Consider the following 15,915-nt stretch of genomic DNA (forward strand, 5'->3'; position numbering starts at 1 on the left):
AACAGCACCACGCACGATGGGGGCGTGGGGGCGAAGAGCCCCCACCCCGGGGGGCTCCGGGGGGTCGTCCCCCCGGGCAAAATGCGAAAGGGCCGCCTGGGAGCAAACAACCGTTTGCGAACAGGCGACCCTCGGACCAGTAGCGGGGACAGGATTTGAACCTGCGACCTCTGGGTTATGAGCCCAGCGAGCTACCGAACTGCTCCACCCCGCGGTGATGTCTTAACTGTATGGGGTGGGGGTGGCGTGTGCAAATCGGTTGTGGGTCAGGAGCAGGCGGGGAGGTCGGTGCGGCCCGCCGCGAGGGCGCGGAGTGCCCCGACGGTGCCGTCGAGGGTGTCGGCGCGGATGAGGCGGAGGCCGTCGGGGCGGGCGGCGGCCGCGGCGGGGCAGTTGTCCTTGGGGGTGAGGAAGACGGTGGCTCCGGCGTCGGCGGCGGCGCGCATCTTCTGCTGGATGCCGCCGATGGGGCCGACGACGCCCTCGGCGGTGATGGTGCCGGTGCCGGCGATGAACTTGCCGCCGGTGAGGGAGGCGCGGTCGAGCTTGTCGATGATCGCGAGGGAGAACATGAGGCCGGCGGAGGGGCCGCCGACGTCACCGACGCTGATGTCGATCTTGAAGGGGAGTTTGTGGCGTTCGGTGAGGACGATGCCGATGACGGCGCGTTTGCCGTCGTCGGACGGGGTCGTCGTGAGCGTGACCTTCTCGGTCTTGCCCTGGCGCCGGTATTCGAGCTCGGCGGGTGAGCCGGGGCGCCGGTCGCCCATGCGGCGGGTGACCTCGGAGACGCTGGTGACCTTGGTGCCGTCGAGGTTGAGCAGTTCGTCGCCGGGCTTGAGGTGGCCGTCGGCGGGCTTGCCCTTCTGGACGGCGTCCACGACGACCTGCGTCGTGGTGGGGATCTTGAGGTGGTGCAGCGCGGCGGCCTCCGCGTTGTACTGCGAGTCGCGCATCTGGCGGCTGTTCTCCTCGTCCACCTGCTGCTGCGACTCGTTGCGCGGGAAGATCGTCTCTTCGGGGACGATCGCGACGTCGTCCTGGAGCCAGCCGCGCAGCGCGGTGAACAGGTCGATGCGGTTCTCGGGGCCGCCCCGGTAGGTGACGGTGGTGAAGTTCAGGTGCCCGTCGTCGGGGAAGGTCTCGCGCCCCTCGATCTTGACGTAGGGCTCGCCCTTGGCGTTGGCGCCGAGGGTGTCGGTCGTCGGTCCCGGCATCAGCGCGACATAGGGCACGGGCAGGACCGAACCCACCACCGCGAGCAGCAGGACGAGCGTGCTCGCGACGGTCAGGGTGAGGGCGCGTCGGGACATGCCGGAACTCTATGCGAGTGCCGCGCTCAGCACGCTCCGACCCACTCGTCGCCGCCGTCGGCGAAGGTCTGGTGCTTCCAGATCGGCACCTGGGCCTTGAGGTCGTCGATGAGGCGGCGGCACGCGTCGAACGCCTCGGCGCGGTGGTCGGCGGACGCGGCGACGACGACGGCGACGTCGCCGATCTCCAGGTCACCGACGCGGTGGGCGGCGGCCAGCGCCCGTACCGGGACGTCTCCGGCGACCCTGGCCATCACCGTCTCCAGCTCGGCGACCACGCTCGGGTGGGCGCTGTAGGAGAGGCGGGCGACGGCGCGCGCGTGGTCGTGGTCGCGGACGGTGCCGACGAAGACGGTGGTGCCGCCGGCGGCGGGATCGCCGACGGCGGCGTACACCTCGTCGACCGACAGCGGCGTCTCGCGGACGGTCGCGAGCCGGATCACCTCCGCTGGCGCGGACGTTCCCGGCGGGGTCGCGTTGGCGTGGCTCACGCCCGCAGGCTACCCGGCGGAGGGGCCGTCCGGCTCGTCCGGCTCCAGCGTGGCCTCCAGTGCGTCGGCCAGCGCGGGGACCAGGTCGGGGCCGGACAGGACCTCGTCGTCGGCGTCGTGGCGGCGCAGCCGCAGCGCGCTGTGCCGGGTGCCGTCGCGCAGGACCCCGACGACCATGCGGACGTCGTCGCGCTGCGGGTGCTGGGCGACCCAGGCGGCGGCCTCCGCCTCGTCCTCGGGAATGTCGCCCTCGGCCTCGGGGGGCAGCACGACGCGTTCGAGGATGATCGCGCAGCCGGTGACGGCGTCCGGCCAGGCGATACCGGCCAGGGATTCCTCGACGCTGCCCTGGTCGGGCAGTTCGGGCTGTTCGAGGGCGGCGAGCGCGTCGGGCGCTTCGCCCAGGCCGAGGTCGTCGGCCAGGTTCGGCTCGGCGGCGCGCAGCTCGGCCGAGCGCACGAGCGCATAGAGTTTCGGTGGCGCGTCCCATCCTTCCTGTGCGGAGTGGCGTTCGAGATCGAGGACGACTTCTTCCAGATGGCTCACCGCTCCATCTTTTCCACAGACGGATCGGGTGTGTGCGGGAACCCCCGGCCGAGTCGATAAGTTGCATAGACAGGAACCGGCGGGGCCGCCGGTGGCCCAACGCTGAAACGGAGAGCCCCTTGACCTTCCGGACCCCCGGCACCGGGCGCAGGCTCGGGACCGGCCGGAGCAGGCTCGTGCTGCCCGTGCTGGTCGCACTGGGCGTGCTGCTGATCGCCTTCCTGGTGTTCACGGCCGTGTGGACGAACCTGCTCTGGTACCGCTCGATCGGCTTCTCCGGCGTTTACACCACGCAGCTCTCCGCCAAGGTGATCCTGTTCCTGGGCGCGGGCGCGTTGATGGCGCTGGTCGTCGGCGCGAACATGATGATCGCCTACCGGCTCCGCCCGGCGTACCGGCCGCTGTCGGTCGAGCAGCAGGGCCTGGAGCGCTACCGGCTGATCATCGATCCGCGCCGCAAGCTGATCGCGGCCGCGTCGCTGGTGCTGCTGGCGCTGCTGACGGGCTCGTCGGTGGCGGGCCAGTGGCCGACGTGGCTGGCGTTCCTCAACCGCACGCCGTTCGGCGTCGAAGATCCGCAGTTCGGCAAGGACGTCTCGTTCTACGTGTTCACCTACCCGTTCCTGCGCCTGGTCCTCGGCGTGGTGTTCGCGACGGTCATCCTGTCGATCCTCGCCGCGGTGATGGTGCACTACCTGTACGGCGGGCTGCGGCTCCAGGGCCCGGGCGACAAGGCGAGCCCGTCGGCGCGGGCGCACCTGTCGGTGCTGGTCGGCCTGTTCGTGCTGTTGAAGGCGTTCGCGTACTGGTTCGACCGGTACGGGCTCGTCCATTCCGAACGGGGTGTTTCGACGGGCGCGTCCTATACCGACATCAACGCCCTGCTCCCCGCGAAGACGATCCTCGCGATCATCGCGCTGATCTGCGCCGGGCTGTTCGTCAGCAACATCCTGCGGCGCGGCATGATGCTGCCGGGCGTCGGGTTCACCCTGCTGGTGCTGTCGGCGATCCTGCTCGGCGGCGTGTACCCGCTGCTGATCCAGCAGTTCCAGGTCCGCCCGGACGAGCTGGCCAAGGAGCGGCAGTTCATCGAGCGCAACATCAAGGCGACGCGTGACGCCTACGGTGTCGCGAACGCGCAGGTCGCCGGGTACGGCACCCAGGTCGAGACCGACGAGAAGAAGCTCCAGCAGGCGTCCGGCACGATCGACGGGGTGCGGCTGCTCGACCCCAACGTCGTCGGTGAGACGTTCCAGCAGCTCCAGCAGGTGCGGCCGTTCTACCGCTTCCCCGACACGCTCGACGTCGACCGGTACCAGATCGACGGGAAGATGGTCGACACCATCGTCGCGCTGCGGGAGCTGTCGGGCGCCCCCGCCGGGCAGCAGAGCTGGGTGAAGGACCGCATGGTCTACACCCACGGCTACGGCTTCGTGTCCGCCACCGGCGACGAGTTCGCCAACGGCGGCGTGCCGAACTTCCTCACCCGCGACATGCCGGTCACGCCGCAGTCCAAGATCAAGGTCGACCGGCCGCAGATCTACTTCGGCGAGCGGTCGCCGTCGTACTCGATCGTCGGCGGCCGGGGCCAGCAGGAGCTGGACTATCCCGACAACAGCGAGGCCGGGCAGCAGAACAGCACGTACGAGGGCGACGGCGTCCCCGTCGACTCGTTCCTGCACAAGCTGCTGTACGCGACCAAGTTCCAGGAGAAGAACATCCTGCTGTCGGGCGCCATCAACGACGGCGCCAAGATCCTGTACGACCGCACGCCCCGGGAGCGCGTCCAGCGCGCCGCGCCGTGGCTGACGCTCGACGGCGACCCCTATCCCGCCGTCATCAACGGCAAGATCCAGTGGATCGTCGACGGCTACACGACGGCGTCGGGCTACCCGTACTCGGAGAACACGAGCCTGGGCGACGCCACCCGCGACACCATCACCGACACGCGCTCGGCGGTCGCGCGGCAGGCCAACGACAACATCAACTACATGCGCAACTCGGTGAAGGCCACGGTCGACGCCTACGACGGCACCGTGAAGCTCTACCAGTGGGACACCGAGGACCCGGTCGCCCGGACGTGGATGAAGGTCTTCAAGAACACGGTCGAGCCGCGCAACGCGATCCCGAAGGAGCTGGAGGCCCACTTCCGCTACCCGCAGGACATCTTCAAGGTCCAGCGGCAGATCCTCGCCAAGTACCACGTGACCGACCCGGCCGCGTTCTACAACGGCGAGGGCTTCTGGGACGTCCCGGAGGACCCGGGCGCCCAGGGCAAGCGGCAGCCGCCGTACTACCAGAGCCTCCAGATGCCGGGCTCCACCACCAAGGACTTCTCGCTCACCACGGTGTTCAATCCGCGCAACAGCCCCAACCTGGCGGCGTTCATGGCGGTGAACTCGGCGCCCGGGCCGAACCACGGCAAGATCCAGGTGCTGCAACTCCCCCGGACGCCACCGACACAGGGCCCGGGGCAGGTGCAGAACTCGTTCGAGACGAACGCCCAGGTGAAGGAGTCGCTGTTCCGGCTGCGGCAGGGCAACACGCAGACGGTGGCGGGCAACCTGCTGACGATCCCGTTCGCGGGCGGCCTGCTGTACGTCGAGCCGATGTACGCCAAGGCGGCGGGCGGCGCCGAGCAGCAGCCGTACCCGATCCTCGGGCAGGTGCTGGTGCGCTTCGGCGATCGGATCGCCTCGGCGGACAACCTGCCGGACGCGCTGGAACGCATCTTCGGTGAGGCGTCGGCGGCGCCACCGCCCGACGACGGCGGCGACCAGCCGCCGCAACAGGGCAACGTCCAGTTGACGGCGGAGGCGCGCAAGGCCATCGCCGACCTCCAGCGGGCCGTCAACGAGTACGAGGAGGCCCAGAAGAAGGGCGACTACCCGGCCATGGGCACGGCGTGGCAGCGCATCAAGGAGGCCCGCGACGCCCTCAACCGGGCGAACGCGGCCCCTGCCGCCTCCCCCACGGCCAGCCCGTCCCCGAGCCCGTCCCCGACGAGCTGACCGTCCCGCACCACCGAGGGCGGGCCACCAACCGGTGGCCCGCCCTCGGTGGTCAGGGGCGGCGGCGTCGGCGGGCTCGGCGGATGGCGGCGGCGGCGCCCAGGGCGGCGACGGTGGCTCCGGCGGCGGTCGCCATGGTGGCCTCGCGGCCGCCGACGCGGCGGCCGACGACGGCGTGACGGCCGGACGTCTCGTCCATGAGCGCGGCCAGGACGTCCGCGTTGTCGTGCGCGGGTCGCCAGCCCGCCGTGCGCAGGGCCGCGCAGTCCACGACCCAGGGATAGGCGACGTAGTGCAGGTCCGTGGCGGGGGCGGGCGTCATGCCCAGCCGGTGCAGGCGCTGCGCCGTGCCGAACGTCAGCGCGGCGGGCAGCTCCAGGGTGCGCTTGCCCGCCAGCTCCGCGACCCGCGCGGTGCTGAGCCAGCCGTCGCAGCCGACCGCCACCGGGCCCGGCAGGCCCTCGGTGACGACGACGTCGAGCGCGCTCACCAGGTCGTCCAGGGCGCAGAACTGCCAGCCGGTCTCGGCGCCCTTGACCGACAGCAGCCGGGGCGCCTCGAAGTGCCGCGTGATCACCGTGTCGACGCCGGGGCCGACCAGCGCCGCCGGGCGCACGACCGTGACGTCCAGCCCCGGATGGACGGCGGGCGCGGTGGCGGCCAGGTCCTCGATCTCCAGGAAGTCGCCGGCGATGCTGTCGCTCGGCTCCGCCGCGATCGGCGCGTCCTCGGGCAGCGGCAGCGGGTTGCCCTCCACGGCGCCATAGACCATCGCGCTGGTGACGAGGACGACCCGCCGCACCCGCGTCGCCGCCGCGGCCAGCACGACGGTCTGCGCGCCGCGCACGTTGTGGGCGCGGCGCTCGCGGGCGTCGAGGTCGGGCGACTGGAGCACGTCCAGGTGGACGATCACGTCGACGTTCGCGAGTCGCGTCGACAGCAGCGGATCGCGCACGTCGGCGACGCGCCAGACGACGTCGGCGACGTCGCCGCGCCGGGCGTCGATCGCCACGACCGTGCCGATCGCGGGATTCTCGGCGAGCCGGGCGGCGAGCAGGCGCCCCGCCCCGTCGGCCGCGCCGGTGACGGCGACCACGGGGCCCTTGCTACGCCGAGGGCGAACCTTGGCCGTTGCCACGGAGGTGCCCCCTTCCTCGGGTACGCGACGTCGCCGGGACCGGCTAACGTTGCGGACATGAGCCCATCATGCATCCCGGGGGCCACCGATGAGTGACACTCCCTTCGGCTTCAACCGTCCGGGCGGCGACGGCGACGACGACAGGCCGCAGGACCCGTTCGGCCTGGGCGGCGGCGACATGCGGCAGTTCGCCGACATGCTGCACCGCTTCGCGGACATGATCGGTGCGCAGGGCACCGGCGGCGCGGCCGGAGGTCCCCTGAACTGGGACATGGCGAAGAACATCGCCCGGCACGCCGTCGTCGAGCAGGGCGACCCCTCGATCGTGGACGCCGAACGCCGCCAGGTCGAGGAGGCGCTCCGCCTGGCCGACCTCTGGCTCGACGAGGGCACCACGCTGCCCGCCGGCATCCGCAGCCCGAAGGCGTGGAGCCGGTCGGAGTGGATCGAGCAGACGCTGCCGGTGTGGTCGAAGGTCTGCGACCCGATCGCGACGCGCATGGTCGAGTCGATGGGCGGCGCGCTGTCCGGCGGGGACATCCCGCCGGAGATGCAGGCGATGGCCGGGCCGCTGATCGGCATGGTCCAGCAGATGGCGGGCGCGATGGTGGGCGGCCAGGCCGGGCAGGCGCTCGGCGCGCTGGCCCGCGAGGTCGTCGGCTCGGCGGACGTCGGGCTGCCGCTCGCGCCCGACGGCGTGGGCGCGCTGCTCCCCGCCGGGGTGGAGGCGTTCGGTGAGGGCCTGGAGGTCTCCGCCGACGAGGTCCGGCTGTACCTGGCGCTGCGCGAGGCGGCGCACCAGCGGCTGTTCGCGCACGTGCCGTGGCTGCGGTCGCACCTGCTCGGCGCCGTCGAGGAGTACGCGCGCGGCATCACCGTCGACCTGTCGGGCATCGAGCAGGCCGTGCAGGGCCTCGACCTGTCCAACCCCGAGGCCGTGCAGGACGCGCTGGGCGGCGAGCTGTCGCTCCAGCCGGAGGAGACGCCGCAGCAGAAGGCGGCGCTGGCGCGGCTGGAGACGGTGCTCGCGCTGGTCGAGGGCTGGGTCGACACGATCGTCAACGACGTCGCCGAGGGGCGGCTGCCCGAGGCGGTGAAGCTGGCCGAGGCGGTGCGGCGGCGCCGGGCCACCGGCGGTCCCGCGGAGCGGACGTTCGCGACGCTCGTCGGGCTGGAGCTGCGGCCCCGGCGGCTGCGGGAGGCGGCGTCGCTGTGGCGGGCGCTGGCCAAGGAGCGCGGGGCCGAGGGCCGCGACGCCCTCTGGGAGCACCCCGACCTGATGCCGTCCGCCGACGACCTCGCCGACCCCGAGGGGTTCGCGCGGGGCGGCAAGGGCGACGAGATCGCGGCCGGGCTGGACTCGCTGCTGTCGGACGCCGCCCGCGACAAGGCGGCCGAGTCCGACGCGAAGGACGCCGACACCAAGCCGTCCGACGCCGGGAGCGACGGGGACGAGCCGGGCGAGAACGGCCCGGAGACCCGCGCATGAGGGCGCCGCGCAGGCGTACCTGGCTCGGCTGCTGTCAGCTCCACCCCGCCTCGGCGTCGGTCGCGGTACGGCGCCGGGTCGCGCGCCGGGCGCTGTGCTGGCAGCGCCCGACCGACCACGAGCGCCGCCGCCGCCACCCGGACGGTTCCCGCTATCCGCGCGTCGGCCGGACGTGACGCCGGACGACGCGACGCTGCACGCCGACGTGGTGCGGGCCCTGACGCGGTGGACCGCGCCGGGGCCCGCGCAGGACGCGCTGCGCGCCGACTACCTCGACCACCTGGCGCGCCACGCGGACGGCGTGTGGCGCGCGTGCGCGCCGGGGCACGTCACGGCCAGCGCGGCGGTCCTGGACGCGTCCGGTGCCCGGATTCTGCTGACGCTGCACCGCAAGCTGAAGATGTGGCTCCAGCTCGGCGGGCACCTGGAGCCGGGCGACGCGACGCTGACGGACGCGGCGCTGCGCGAGGCCACCGAGGAGTCGGGCATTCCGGGCCTGCGCGCGGACCCGTCGCCCGTCCTGCTGGACCGGCACGCGGTGCCGTGTCATCCGGGCGGCTCCTGGCACCTGGACGTCCAGTTCGCGGTGTTCGCCCCGCCGGACGCGGTCCCGGTCATCAGCGACGAGTCCGACGACCTGCGCTGGTTCCCCCTCGACGCCCTTCCCCCGGACACCGACGACTCCGTCCGCCGCCTGGCCAGCGCGGCCCGCGAACGCCACACCGCGCCCCTCGCGCACGACTGACCGTCCGCACGGTCCTGCCGGTACCGGATTTCAACACGTAGAACGCCCGATCCGGCGCACTCTTCGGGTGCTCGCAACCGTCCGGCGCGACCACGGCGGGCTCGCGCTCGGCGCGTCGCCGGCCGGGCGATGGGCACGCGGAGTGATCGGTGGCGGGCTCGGGACGGGTCAGCCGGCGGCGCTGTGGTGGGTGGGGGCCAGGACGTCGGGCTCGTCGTCGGCGGCGGCCAGCGGGAGGTGCGCCGTGGCGGCGACGCCCTCCAGGTAGCCGCGGGCCCGCTCGGACTTGGGGTAGCGGCCGACGAGCGCCCAGAAGTCGGGGCCGTGGCCGGGGATCAGCAGGTGCGCCAGCTCGTGGACGAGCACGTAGTCCAGGACCCAGGACGGCATGCCGCGCAACCGCGTGGAGAGGCGGATCGTGCGGTCGTCGGGAGTGCAGGAGCCCCAGCGGGCGTGCTGGTTGTCGACCCAGCGGACGCTGGCGGGGACGGCCCGGCCGCCGAGGTGGCGGCGGGACAGGTCGAGCGCCCGGGCGTGCAGGTCCGCGTCGGAGGGACGCCGCCGTCGTTCGCGCTCCGCCAGCCGGTGGAGCAGCGTCTCGATCCACTGCTCCTCCTCGGCCTTGCTCAGCCGGGACGGCAGCATCACGACGACCTTCTCCCCGTCGCGGTAGGCGGACACCGTCCGCCGGCGTCGGCTGCTACGGCGGACCTCAACGTTTGGGGGCACATCTGAACCGTACCCAATCATTGGCCGCCGCCATAGAGGGCATTTAGCATAGACCCAGGTCAACCCGCATCTTTTTACTTTTGTACCGGCTGATTCCACAAAATCATCACATGCTTTCCACGCGGCCGGTCAGGGCCCGGACGCGCCGTCCGCCCAGCTAGCGCCGTCGCACACGGCCTCCGTCGTTTCTCTCGGCATCCATTCGGGTACGCAACGTGACGGTCGGAAAACTGTACGACGGGGGTTGCCGTGGGGTTGCGAAGAAACCGATCCAAGGGCGTGTCGTCCCGTCCGCGCGGCCGTTCCGGCGCACGGCGTCTGTTCGGCGGCGTCGCGGGCACGGTGGCCGGTTCGGTGGCCGCGCGGGCGTCGCGTCCGCTCGTCCGCCGCGCGTCCGGCGGCGGCCGGGTCAGGACGCGCGCCGCCACCCGGGTGGTCGAGGCACTGGCGCCGGTGGCGCTCGGCATGGCGATGGCCTGGGCGGCGCGGCGCCGTCGCGCCCGCAGCGAAGCGCCGGGCCCGGTCGCGCTCACCCCGGACGACGCACCGCACGAGGACTACGCGAACGCCCGCCGGACGCGCGCCTACGAACACCACCACTGACCCCGCGCCCGGGGGTCAGGTGCCGGTGAAGTCCGGGCGTCGCTTCTCGCGGGCCGCGGCGATGCCCTCCTGGAGGTCGGCGGACGCCATCGTCACCGGCTGCGCCAGCGACTCCCAGCGCAGCGCCGACTCCATGTCGGCGTGCCCGCCGCCCGACAGGGCCACCTTGGTGAGGCGCGTCGCGACGGGGGCCTGGGCGGCGACGCGCTCGGCCGCCGCCAGCGCCGTGCCGAGGACGTCCTCGCGCGGCACGGCGCCGTTGACGAGCCCGTACCGCTCGGCCTCGGTCCCGGTGAGGACGCGGCCGGTCAGCAGCATCTCGCGGGCCAGCGGCAGCCCGGCGACCTCGGGGAGCAGCCAGGTGGCGGCCATGCCGGGGTGCAGGCCGAGCGAGGTGAAGGGCACCAGGAGCTTGGCGTCGTCGGCCGCGTACCGCAGGTCGCAGGCGAGCGCCAGGCACAGGCCCGCGCCGACGGCCGCGCCGTTGACGGCGGCGATCGTCGGCACCTCCAGGTCGCGGATCGCCAGCCAGGCGCGGTAGAACGCGAGCATCCGGTCGCGCGTCGCCGGGACCGTGCCTTCGCCCGTCTCGGCGAGCCAGCCGAGGTCGCCGCCGGAGGTGAACGCCTTGCCCGCACCCGTCAGCACGACGCAGCGCAGCCCGGGTTCGGCGCGCAGCCCGGCGAGCGCGGCCGTCCACGCGGCGGTCATCGCGTCCGTCATGGGGTTGCGCCGGTCCGGGTCGTTGAGCGTGAGGACGACGATTCCGTAGTCGCGGCGCTCCACCGTCAGCACATCGGTGCGGTCATCTGGCATGGCCGCACGGTACCGCGCGCCGTCGCACCGCCCCGCGACGAGGGTGAGAAAGCGCACACTTACTCCAGAGTCCCAGGTGGCGGGACCGCCACCAAAGCGGCCGCTCGGTTTTGTCCGGGTCGGCTGTGGCGGTGGAGCGGCCGATCATTGAGAATGAACGGGTGAGCGATCTTCCGCGCCGCGCGGTGACGCGGTCAGCCAAGCTGGCGTCCCTCCCCCTCGGGTTCGCGGGGCGAACAGCGCTGGGTGTGGGGAAACGGACGTTCGGCCGGCCCGCCGAGGCCGTCGCGATGGAGATCCAGCAGCGCACCGCCGAACAGCTCTTCAAGGTCCTCGGGGAGCTGAAAGGCGGGGCGATGAAGCTCGGCCAGATGCTGTCGATCTTCGAGGCGGCGCTGCCGCCGGAGATCGCCGGGCCCTACCGGGCCACGCTCACCAAGCTCCAGGAGGCCGCGCCGCCGCTGCCCGCCTCGTCCGTCCACCAGGTGCTCGCCAAGGCGCTCGGCCCCGGCTGGCGCGACCGGTTCGTCTCGTTCGACGACCGCCCGGCCGCCGCCGCGTCGATCGGGCAGGTGCACAAGGCCGTCTGGGAGGACGGCCGCCCGGTGGCCGTCAAGGTGCAGTACCCCGGCGCGGGCAAGGCGCTGATCAGCGACTTCAACCAGCTCGCGCGGCTCGGCCGGCTGTTCGGCGTGCTCATGCCCGGCCTCGACGTCAAGTCGATGCTGGCGGAGCTGAAGGAACGCGTCGTCGAGGAACTCGACTACACGATCGAGGCCGAGTCGCAGACGACGATGCGCGCCGCGTACCCCGCCGACGACCCCGACTTCTACGTCCCCGAGGTCATCGCGCAGGCCGGTGACGTGCTCGTCACCGAGTGGATCGACGGCATCCCGCTGTCCAAGGTCATCAGCGAGGGCGACCAGGAGCAGCGCGACCACGCCGCCCTGCTGTACTGCCGCTTCCTGCTGTCGGGCGCCAAGCGCGCCGGGATGCTGCACGGCGACCCGCACCCCGGCAACTTCCGGCTCATGGAGGACGGCCGCCTCGGCGTGCTGGACTTCGGCGCCGTCGACCGCATCCCGCCCGAGTTCCTGTACCGCATGGGCCGCCTGCTGCGCATCGGCACGCTCGCCGAGATCGACGCCGTCGAGGACGCGCTGCGCGACGAGGACTTCATCCGCGCCGACGTCGCGATCGACACCGAGGCGCTCCAGGCGTTCCTGGCGCCGATCACCGAGCCGTTCGTCACCGAGACGTTCCGGTTCAACCGGGAGTGGCTGCGCGACATGGCGGCCCGCGTCACCGACCTGCGGCCGACGAACGTCGTCCGGCAGCTCAACCTGCCGCCGGAGTACGTGATCGTCCACCGCGTGCTGTCGGCGGGCACGGGCGTGCTGTGCCAGCTCGAATGCGAGATCCCGGCGCGCGCCGAGTCGCTGCGCTGGATTCCGGGCTTCGCCGACGAGGAGGACGGCGAACTCGTCGCCCCGTCCGGCTGATCTCCGCGTGAACGTGACAGGGCCCGCGCATGGGTGAGGTGCGCGGGCCCTGTGCGTGCGCCGACGGGAGGGAATCCGTGCGGCGCGGGGACGCCCGGCCGGGAGGCGCGCGAACCCCCGCCAAACCATCCAAAGAAGGGCGGGCGGCGCCTGCGACCGGCCGGGCGAGGCCGGGATCGTAGTGCTCTGGTGGAACGGTCCGGGAAGCCCCCGCATTCCCGGACCGTCCGCACCGGTCAGTGCCGCGCCCGGCGGCCCCTTCCCCCGCTGGGCGCGGGAGCCGTCGGCGCGAGCAGCACCCGGCGGACGCGGGCCGCGCGGGCGTGCGCGGCCCGGCGCCGGGCCAGGGCCCGGACGGCGGGCGCCGTCCGGGCCGGGTCGGGTCTTCGCCCCGTCCCGTATTCCAGATCGAGCCTGGTCATCGTGGTCTCCTCGCCGGTCCGGGGGCCGTGCCCCCGCGTCGTGGCCGGAATCATCAGACGGTCACGTCGTCGGGAAGCGGGTGCTTGCGCGGACGGCCACGCGGCCGCTTGCGGGCGACGATCGCGCCGCGGACGAACAGCTCGCCGCCCCAGACGCCCCACGGCTCGCGCCGCTCGACGGCGCCCGCGAGGCACTGCTTGCGCAGCGGGCACTCCAGGCACAGCGCCTTGGCCAGCTCGACGTCGGCGGGGGCCTCGGCGAAGAACAGCTCCGGCTCGGTCCGGCAGGGAAGGGTCAGGTCCTCCTCGCTCATGGCGAGAGCCCCCTGTATCGCGGTCACCCTGTGTCCTCTCGGTGGATCTCAACGGGTGTGTCGTTGGTGTCGGGCAATGCAAAAGGCCGCGGGTTCCGGTATCGGAATCCGCGGCCTGGGGGCTTGCCGGTGCTGAAACTAGACCGGATGCCTCCAGGGGCGCGGACCCGACGTCCCGTCATTCGACGGCTTGCCGAAGTCGGCCATGACCGGAGCGATGAGCGGCAGGACGCCGATGACGGCGCCGCCGGGCCCACTACGCCCCTGACGGTCCTGGATTCGCTGCGCGCAGTCGCGCTCGGACGTGGCGACGGTGGGGACATGACCCCGCCACCGCTGTTCGCCGTACGTCAGACCGCGGACGTCCGTGCCGCCGAGGACCGCCGTGTCAGCGCTGGGCTGCCCGGCGTACAGGGCGAAGGCGGACACGCCAGGGCGTGCGCACGTCAGGGAACGTCCCGTCTGGAACATCGTGTTCTTCACCGGACTGCACACCACCTCTCGCGTGTCGGGCCGGGTCGTCGCTCGGACGGCTCGGCCGGTTGATTGCTCGCGACGAGCGTACGGCGCCCGGCGCAAGATCGGCAAGCTATTTTTGACCTGCGGTTTCGTGGTCCGTTTCACCGGCGTCGCGGCGAACTTCCCGGCCCCGATCCGCGTCCCAAGTCACGGGTCGGCCCACGGCGTCAGCCGGTGACCCGGACGAGCCCCTCCTGCATCACCGAGACGACGAGATCGCCGTCGCGGGTGAAGACCTGGCCCCGGGCCAGGCCGCGGGCGCCGCCCGCGAACGGGGTGTCCTGGGCGTACAGGAGCCACTCGTCGGCGCGGAACGGGCGGTGGAACCACATCGCGTGGTCGAGGCTGGCGCCCATCGTGCGCTTGTCGCCCCAGGCCAGGCCGTGGTTGAGCAGGACGGTGTCGAGCAGCGTCATGTCCGACGCGTACGTCATCAGGCAGACGTGCAGCAGCGGGTCGTCGGGCAGCTCGCCGTCCACGCGCAGCCACACCCGCGACTCGGGGGTGGTGAGCGACGGGTCCTTGGCGGCCTCCCACGTCAGCGGGGTGGCGTGCCGGACGTCGAACGGGCGGCGGCTCACCCACTCGCGCGCGAACCGCTCGCCGAACAGCGGCGTGAAGCGTTCCATGCTGGTCGGCAGCGTCTCGGGGGCGGGGGCGTCCGGCATGGGCGCCTGGTGGAACGGTCCGTCCTCGGTGATCTGGAAGGACGCCGACAGGCTGAAGATCGCCTTGCCGTGCTGGATCGCCAGCACGCGCCGCGTGGTGAAGGAGCGTCCGTCGCGGACGCGGTCGACGGTGTAGACGATCGGGACGAGCGGATCGCCGGGCCGGATGAAGTAGGCGTGCAGGGAGTGGACGGCACGGTCCACCGGGACGGTCCGTCCGGCGGCGACGAGCGCCTGGCCCGCGACCTGGCCGCCGAACACGCGCTGCTGGCGGTCTTCGGGGCTGCGGCCCCGGAAGATGTCGTTCTCGATCTGTTCGAGGTCCAGCAGGTCGAGCAGTGCTTTCAGAGACTCCTTCACACGCGCCAGTCTCCCAAAAGATCATCTCTCGGTGAGCGGCCGCCCCCACGGCAGCGGCGGCGGCGCGGAGAACCCGGCCCCACCTGCGGGTTTCCGCGCACGCGCGGCGGAAATGCTGATCTTCACACGATCACTGTTCTTCACGGGGGTGGGACGGATGACGCGGACGGGCGACGAGCGTCTGGGAGCGGGCGCGCAGGTCCGGCATGCCGGATGGTGGCGCCGCGTCCTCGCGCGGATCATCGACGGCGTCATCGTGTTCATTCCGACGGCGCTGCTGAGCCTGGTCATCGCGGCGGTCGTCATGGGGACGGCGACGGGCGCGACGCCGCTGCCCGGCGTCCGGTCGGGGAACGTCGAGGAGGGCCGTCCGCTCGCGCAGTTCCTCATCACGATCGCGGGGCTGGTCATCAGCGTCGCCTACGAGACGTACTTCCTCCACCGCCGCGGCGCCACGCTCGGCAAGATGGCGGTGAAGGTCCGCGTGGTCCCGCTCGACGGCATCCAGGGCCCGGGCCTGCGCACCGACACGGCCCTCGTGCGCGCCCTCACCTGGTACCTGCCGGGCAACCTGTCGAACCTGGCCTTCATCGGCTGGATCTTCGGCCTCTTCAGCCTCCTGAACGCCCTCTTCCCCCTCTGGGACCGCCCCCTCCACCAGTCCCTCAACGACAAGGTAGCCCGAACCCGCGTCATCGAAGCCTGACCCGGTCAGACCCGGGAGGCGGTGCGCTCCACGGCGGCCTCCAAAGCGGCGAGCCGACGCATGCGACGGCGTTCCGAGAGCAGCCCGAGACCGGCGAGGATGGCGATCCACAGCGTCGAGAGCGCGCCCCAGCCCCCTTCGCCGGACACGACGACCCAGACTTGCGCGACGACGACGAGCAGCACCGGAGCCTGGATCGCCATGCGCAGCCGGGCGAACGACCGATGGACGCGGACGTAGGCCGGTACGTGGGCGGCGTCCTCCGACCTGCGGCCCCGCCGGGCGGCCTCGTCCAGTTCCCGGGCCGCGTCCTGCGGCACTCCGGCGGCGCGCAGCGCGGGCGTGGGCTGGAGGGTGAGCACCGCCTGCGCGATGGCGAGGATGAACAGCCCGCCGGCCACGGCCGTCAGGAGCGCGCCGACCACCGGAAGGTCCTTCTCGAACGACGCGAGGGCCACGGCGGCGAACCCGGCGGCCACGAGCGCTTCGACGACGATGACGGCGGCCGTCTTCCGCGCGGTCGTGAACCGGGTGATGTCCATG

18 protein-coding genes and 1 tRNA gene are annotated in these 15,915 nt (G+C 72.5%); 7 read left to right on the forward strand and 12 right to left on the reverse strand.

Annotated features, from left to right (window positions below):
* Positions 1-140: 140 nt before the first annotated feature.
* The 4 genes from C229_RS0126370 to C229_RS0126385 form a co-directional block, all read right to left on the reverse strand.
* Positions 141-214 (reverse strand) — tRNA-Met (locus C229_RS0126370).
* 52 nt (positions 215-266) lie between these two features.
* The gene (locus tag C229_RS0126375) at positions 267-1,313 is read right to left on the reverse strand and encodes a YlbL family protein (RefSeq protein ID WP_018658125.1); all 1,047 of its coding nucleotides are present in this window, start codon (positions 1,311-1,313) and stop codon (positions 267-269) included.
* A gap of 26 nt (positions 1,314-1,339) precedes the next feature.
* Positions 1,340-1,804, reverse strand: a complete 465-nt coding sequence (locus C229_RS0126380; protein ID WP_155885063.1) for a molybdenum cofactor biosynthesis protein MoaE — start codon at positions 1,802-1,804, stop codon at positions 1,340-1,342.
* A gap of 9 nt (positions 1,805-1,813) precedes the next feature.
* Positions 1,814-2,350 (reverse strand): PPA1309 family protein, encoded by a 537-nt coding sequence (locus tag C229_RS0126385; RefSeq protein WP_026314181.1) that lies wholly within the window; start codon positions 2,348-2,350, stop codon positions 1,814-1,816.
* Between the two features lie 119 nt (positions 2,351-2,469).
* Here C229_RS0126385 and C229_RS0126390 point away from each other — a divergent pair, with 119 nt between their 5' ends.
* Positions 2,470-5,361, forward strand: coding sequence for a UPF0182 family membrane protein (locus C229_RS0126390; RefSeq protein WP_018658131.1), 2,892 nt, complete (start codon positions 2,470-2,472; stop codon positions 5,359-5,361).
* Between the two features lie 52 nt (positions 5,362-5,413).
* Here C229_RS0126390 and C229_RS0126395 read toward each other — a convergent pair whose 3' ends face one another.
* Positions 5,414-6,457: an NAD-dependent epimerase/dehydratase family protein gene (locus tag C229_RS0126395; RefSeq protein WP_018658132.1), complete on the reverse strand. Its 1,044-nt coding sequence runs from the start codon at positions 6,455-6,457 to the stop codon at positions 5,414-5,416.
* Positions 6,458-6,587: 130 nt separating this feature from the next.
* On the opposite strand from C229_RS0126395, the gene C229_RS0126400 reads away from it, so the two are divergent.
* The 3 genes from C229_RS0126400 to C229_RS0126405 are packed head-to-tail and all read left to right on the forward strand — an operon-like array spanning position 6,588 to position 8,733.
* Entirely contained in the window at positions 6,588-7,988 is a 1,401-nt protein-coding gene (locus C229_RS0126400; RefSeq protein ID WP_018658133.1) for a zinc-dependent metalloprotease, read from the forward strand.
* Entirely contained in the window at positions 7,985-8,164 is a 180-nt protein-coding gene (locus C229_RS34550; RefSeq protein WP_155885064.1) for a hypothetical protein, read from the forward strand. Before C229_RS0126400 ends, C229_RS34550 begins: the two co-directional genes overlap by 4 nt.
* Positions 8,161-8,733: an NUDIX hydrolase gene (locus tag C229_RS0126405; protein ID WP_018658134.1), complete on the forward strand. Its 573-nt coding sequence runs from the start codon at positions 8,161-8,163 to the stop codon at positions 8,731-8,733. The genes C229_RS34550 and C229_RS0126405 overlap by 4 nt, the downstream gene beginning before the upstream one ends.
* A 168-nt stretch (positions 8,734-8,901) precedes the next feature.
* Here the strand turns inward: C229_RS0126405 and C229_RS0126410 are convergent, their stop codons facing one another.
* Positions 8,902-9,414: a M48 metallopeptidase family protein gene (locus tag C229_RS0126410; RefSeq protein ID WP_018658135.1), complete on the reverse strand. Its 513-nt coding sequence runs from the start codon at positions 9,412-9,414 to the stop codon at positions 8,902-8,904.
* A 327-nt stretch (positions 9,415-9,741) separates the two neighbouring features.
* Between C229_RS0126410 and C229_RS0126415 the strand changes: the two genes are divergently transcribed.
* Positions 9,742-10,065: a hypothetical protein gene (locus C229_RS0126415; protein ID WP_018658136.1), complete on the forward strand. Its 324-nt coding sequence runs from the start codon at positions 9,742-9,744 to the stop codon at positions 10,063-10,065.
* Positions 10,066-10,080: 15 nt separating this feature from the next.
* Here C229_RS0126415 and C229_RS0126420 read toward each other — a convergent pair whose 3' ends face one another.
* Positions 10,081-10,881 (reverse strand): enoyl-CoA hydratase/isomerase family protein, encoded by an 801-nt coding sequence (locus C229_RS0126420; RefSeq protein ID WP_033424831.1) that lies wholly within the window; start codon positions 10,879-10,881, stop codon positions 10,081-10,083.
* 161 nt (positions 10,882-11,042) lie between these two features.
* Between C229_RS0126420 and C229_RS0126425 the strand changes: the two genes are divergently transcribed.
* Positions 11,043-12,383, forward strand: coding sequence for an ABC1 kinase family protein (locus C229_RS0126425; protein ID WP_026314183.1), 1,341 nt, complete (start codon positions 11,043-11,045; stop codon positions 12,381-12,383).
* 236 nt (positions 12,384-12,619) lie between these two features.
* Here C229_RS0126425 and C229_RS35120 read toward each other — a convergent pair whose 3' ends face one another.
* The 4 genes from C229_RS35120 to tesB all read right to left on the reverse strand — a co-directional run bounded on the left by C229_RS35120 (position 12,620) and on the right by tesB (position 14,666).
* On the reverse strand, positions 12,620-12,805 hold the full coding sequence (locus tag C229_RS35120; RefSeq protein ID WP_155885066.1) for a hypothetical protein: 186 nt from the start codon (positions 12,803-12,805) through the stop codon (positions 12,620-12,622).
* A gap of 53 nt (positions 12,806-12,858) precedes the next feature.
* Positions 12,859-13,119, reverse strand: coding sequence for a WhiB family transcriptional regulator (locus C229_RS0126435; RefSeq protein WP_018658140.1), 261 nt, complete (start codon positions 13,117-13,119; stop codon positions 12,859-12,861).
* 138 nt (positions 13,120-13,257) lie between these two features.
* On the reverse strand, positions 13,258-13,548 hold the full coding sequence (locus tag C229_RS0126440) for a hypothetical protein (RefSeq protein WP_026314184.1): 291 nt from the start codon (positions 13,546-13,548) through the stop codon (positions 13,258-13,260).
* Between the two features lie 257 nt (positions 13,549-13,805).
* A complete protein-coding gene (gene tesB / locus C229_RS0126445; RefSeq protein WP_018658142.1) occupies positions 13,806-14,666 on the reverse strand; it encodes an acyl-CoA thioesterase II in 861 nt (286 codons plus the stop codon).
* Between the two features lie 157 nt (positions 14,667-14,823).
* Here tesB and C229_RS0126450 point away from each other — a divergent pair, with 157 nt between their 5' ends.
* Complete coding sequence (locus tag C229_RS0126450) at positions 14,824-15,372, forward strand: RDD family protein (protein ID WP_033424823.1); 549 nt, start codon at positions 14,824-14,826, stop codon at positions 15,370-15,372.
* Positions 15,373-15,377: 5 nt separating this feature from the next.
* On the opposite strand, the gene C229_RS0126455 is transcribed toward C229_RS0126450, so the two are convergent.
* Entirely contained in the window at positions 15,378-15,914 is a 537-nt protein-coding gene (locus C229_RS0126455) for a hypothetical protein (RefSeq protein WP_018658144.1), read from the reverse strand.
* Position 15,915: the final 1 nt, after the last annotated feature.

The organism is Actinomadura flavalba DSM 45200 (assembly GCF_000374305.1).
GTDB lineage: Bacteria > Actinomycetota > Actinomycetes > Streptosporangiales > Streptosporangiaceae > Spirillospora > Spirillospora flavalba.

Coding starts and splice junctions, on each gene's coding strand:
- C229_RS0126400 (WP_018658133.1), top strand. CDS start 6,588: ATGAGTGACACTCCCTTCGGCTTCAACCGTCCGGGCGGCGACGGCGAC.
- C229_RS0126450 (WP_033424823.1), top strand. CDS start 14,824: ATGACGCGGACGGGCGACGAGCGTCTGGGAGCGGGCGCGCAGGTCCGG.
- C229_RS35120 (WP_155885066.1), bottom strand. CDS start 12,805: ATGACCAGGCTCGATCTGGAATACGGGACGGGGCGAAGACCCGACCCG.
- C229_RS0126375 (WP_018658125.1), bottom strand. CDS start 1,313: ATGTCCCGACGCGCCCTCACCCTGACCGTCGCGAGCACGCTCGTCCTG.
- C229_RS34550 (WP_155885064.1), top strand. CDS start 7,985: ATGAGGGCGCCGCGCAGGCGTACCTGGCTCGGCTGCTGTCAGCTCCAC.
- C229_RS0126455 (WP_018658144.1), bottom strand. CDS start 15,914: ATGGACATCACCCGGTTCACGACCGCGCGGAAGACGGCCGCCGTCATC.
- C229_RS0126435 (WP_018658140.1), bottom strand. CDS start 13,119: ATGAGCGAGGAGGACCTGACCCTTCCCTGCCGGACCGAGCCGGAGCTG.
- C229_RS0126420 (WP_033424831.1), bottom strand. CDS start 10,881: ATGCCAGATGACCGCACCGATGTGCTGACGGTGGAGCGCCGCGACTAC.